This window comes from Devosia sp. (assembly GCF_040509215.1).
Taxonomy (GTDB): Bacteria; Pseudomonadota; Alphaproteobacteria; order Rhizobiales; family Devosiaceae; genus Devosia.
This window is the reverse complement of record NZ_JBEVLL010000381.1, coordinates 1-3,274: the sequence shown is the minus strand read 5'-3', so window position 1 is coordinate 3,274 and position 3,274 is coordinate 1. Positions and strand designations below refer to the sequence as shown.

3 protein-coding genes and 1 pseudogene are annotated in these 3,274 nt (G+C 62.2%); all 4 read left to right on the top strand.

Translation table 11 applies throughout. The annotated features are described in order from the left end of the window. On the top strand, positions 1 to 539 hold a 539-nt coding region (locus ABW043_RS21405; protein WP_353923219.1), incomplete at its 5' end, for a superoxide dismutase. 323 nt (positions 540 to 862) lie between these two features. Next, positions 863 to 1,402: a flavin reductase family protein gene (locus ABW043_RS21400; RefSeq protein ID WP_353923218.1), complete on the top strand. Its 540-nt coding sequence runs from the start codon at positions 863 to 865 to the stop codon at positions 1,400 to 1,402. Between the two features lie 156 nt (positions 1,403 to 1,558). Continuing rightward, a complete protein-coding gene (locus ABW043_RS21395) occupies positions 1,559 to 1,837 on the top strand; it encodes a DUF6894 family protein (RefSeq protein ID WP_353923217.1) in 279 nt (92 codons plus the stop codon). 368 nt (positions 1,838 to 2,205) lie between these two features. Beyond that, positions 2,206 to 3,274: pseudogene (locus ABW043_RS21390) on the top strand (NAD-glutamate dehydrogenase); the annotation flags it as partial.

Here is a 3,274-nt window from a genome sequence, read left to right as displayed (position 1 = left end):
AGGAAACGCTGGAGCTGCACCACGGCAAGCATCATCAGGCCTATGTGACGGCGCTCAACGGGTTTGTTGAGAAGAACCCGGACCTGCAGGGCAAGAGCCTTGAAGAGATCGTTCTCTTTGCCAAGGACAAGGCGGAGCTGGCGCCGGTGTTCAACAATGCCGGGCAGCACTGGAACCACATCCATTTCTGGAACGCGCTGACCCCGACCGGCGGCAAGCTGCCGGGCAAGCTCGAAGCCAAGATCGTTGAAGACTTTGGGGCGGTCGATGCGTTCAAGGATGCGTTCAAGACCGCTGCGACGACGCAGTTTGGTTCGGGCTGGGCCTGGCTGGTGCTGGGCACCGATGGCAAGCTCAAAGCCACCAAGACCCCGAATGGCTCGAACCCGCTGGCGACTGGCGAAGGCAAGCCGCTGCTCGGGCTCGACGTGTGGGAGCACAGCTACTATGTCGACTTCCGCAATCGTCGTCCGGACTATGTGACGAACTTCCTCGACAAGCTGGCGAACTATGAGTTTGCCGAGGCGAACCTGGGCTGAGGCCGCAAGCCACCGCACGCACTGACGGTCGTCACCACCAGGCTTGTCCCGGTGGTCCATGCCATCCGCAAGATGGCGGCTCTCCGAGATGGATTGCCGGGACAAGCCCGGCAATGACGACGGTGGGGCGAGCGTCGTGTGGGTGGCGACATAGGTCTCTTAGCTGACCTCTTCCATCACCGGGAATGACACCGGGATTGGATTTTTGAAATGCGATGCGGTGGATGGATTGCACCTTGCGACCGGATTGCGCGATTATTGATTTTCAGCAGTTCGCCAAGCGCGCAGCGCGTGCAAAGGTGGATGCGTCCTTGAGTAGCGTGATGCCTGATTTTGACTTGCCCGACAGCATGGCGCTGCGCCCGACACGGAAGCCGGTGGTGAACACGGCCGAATTTCGCTCGGCCATGTCGTCGGTAGCGTCCAGCGTTTCGGTGGTGACGGCGCGGCGGGGCGACGAAGTGGTGGGACGGACGGTGACGGCCGTGCTGTCGCTGTCGGCCAGCCCGCCATCTGTCCTGATTTCCATTGATATCGTCAGCCGGCTGGCCGATCTGATCGCCAAGACCGGCGGGTTTTCCATGGCGGTGCTGGCGGAAGACCAGAGCGAAATCGCCGATGCCTTTGCCGGCAAGGTGGCCCCCGAAGAGAGGTTCGACCGCGGGACCTGGTCACGCTGGCCTTCGGGGCAACCGATGCTGGACGGGGCGGTGACGGTGATCGATTGCGAGGTGATCGGCTCGATCGAGACGGGCACACATGTGCTGTTTGCCGGAGCGATCATCGAAGCGGAGGCCCATGACGAGCGCCGCCCGCTGATCTGGCAGCGGCACGGCTATCACGGGATTTCAAGCATCGACTAACGGCACGCGCTTTTCGCGCATGTCGTTGTGCGGAAACAGACAACCACTTTCGGCAAACATGCTTTAGTGCCACACTGCAATCGATTTCCTGATTCAATCTGGATGAGGCAACCGCGACCTTGAGGGCGGCGTTTGCCAAGCGTCCAGGAGGCAGATGTGCCGCGTTATTTCTTTCACTATCGTACCGATGAAGAGCTGGTTCGCGACGAGGCGGGCAGCGAATTGGCGGATCTGGAAGCTGCCGAGCAGCAGGCAGCCGAAATCGGCAAGGCGATCATCGACAAGCTGGCGGGCGAAGGCGGCGAGACGCGGGCGCCGCGGACAATCGAAATTACCGACGCGCGCGGCGAAGAGCTGCTCTATGTGGTGTTTTGGGAAGGGCCGAAAATCGGCGAAGGGTCAGCGAGCCCGGTCACGCCGGTGAGCGTGCATTAGCAACCAGGCTTTGCGCCCGGACTATTCAGAAGAACAGCGGTCCGCCATTTGCGGTGACAATGAAGCCCAGGATCAGGGCTGCAGCCAGCGCGGCGTAAGAAACCATCAGAGAGACGTTGGGCATGGGGGCCTCATCGCAATGTCTACTGAAAGACTACCAGATCAATCGAGATTAACAAGGTGTAAACGGTTCTCAGGCTAGGGCGTGGGAGAAACGCTTTGCTCGAATGTGACGTTCCAATGAAAAGACTGTGGCGTCATCTTGTTGTCTGATCCTTCCGCCATGAGACCTTGGAAGGGCAGACAGGCTCTGCGGGCCTGACTAGAGTGCAGGGCAAATCACCTAAGAAAACTGGGGGGAGCGGCGCATGACGGACGAACGGAGCTTGGCTTTTATCGAGGCAGCGAAGGCTTTGGCGAAGGGGAATGCCAGCCTGGAGCGCTTCCTGATCGAGGCGATCAAGGCGACCGATCCGGACGATCTGGCGCGTCAGAAGCCAGAAGTGCTGCTCGCCGCGCTCGAGGCCAGCCACAGGGCGCTGTTCGCCGGCTCGCTGACCGATACGCGCATTCTGCTGACGCCGCCGACCCATCCCGGTGGCGCGCTGGTGATCGATGTCATTTCGCCCGACATGCCTTTCATCGTCGACTCGACGCTGGCGGCGCTGCGGGCCATGGGCGGGGTCATCCGCCTCTTCTGTCACCCCGTGGTGCGGGTGAACCAGGGCCAGGTGGCCGAGGCGGGCGGCGCGGCGATCAGCGTGCTGCATATCCATAGCGAGCCAGTGGCCGATCCCGAGGCACTGCGCGCCGAAATCGCCGATACGTTGACCGATGTGTCACGGGCCGTGGGCGATTGGCGGGCCATGCTCGACCGGCTGCGCGGAGCGATGAGCGGGCTCGACGGGCTGAAGCCGGCCCTGCGCGACGAACCGGTGCGCTTTCTCGAATGGCTAACCGAGCACAATTTTACGTTCCTCGGCATGCGCGAATATCGGCTGGAGGACGAGACGCTGGTGCCGGACGGCGAGACGGGCCTGGGCATTCTGCGCGATCCCGCGCTGAAGGTGTTGCGAACGGGCCAGGCCTATGTGGACAGCACGCCGGAACTGGTGGCCTTCCTCAAGACGAGTGAACCACTGCTGGTAACCAAGGCCAATGTACGGGCGCGCGTGCATCGGCGTGTGCATCTCGATTATGTCGGGGTGAAGCTCTATGACGCCGCGGGCAATGTGCGGGGCGAATTGCGCGTGGTGGGGCTGTTTACGGCCCAGGCACTGGCGACGGCGCATACCGATGTGCCAGTGATCCGGCGCAAGGTGGCCGAGGTGATGCGCAAGAGCGGGCTCGATCCGCTGGGGCATGCCGGGCGGGCGCTGCTGAGCGCGCTGGACTCGTATCCGCGCGACGAGATGTTCCAGATCGATACCGGGCTCT

Excerpts from the sequence above, each read along its gene's own strand:
- ABW043_RS21400 (WP_353923218.1), top strand. The coding sequence starts at position 863 with ATGCCTGATTTTGACTTGCCCGACAGCATGGCGCTGCGCCCGACACGG.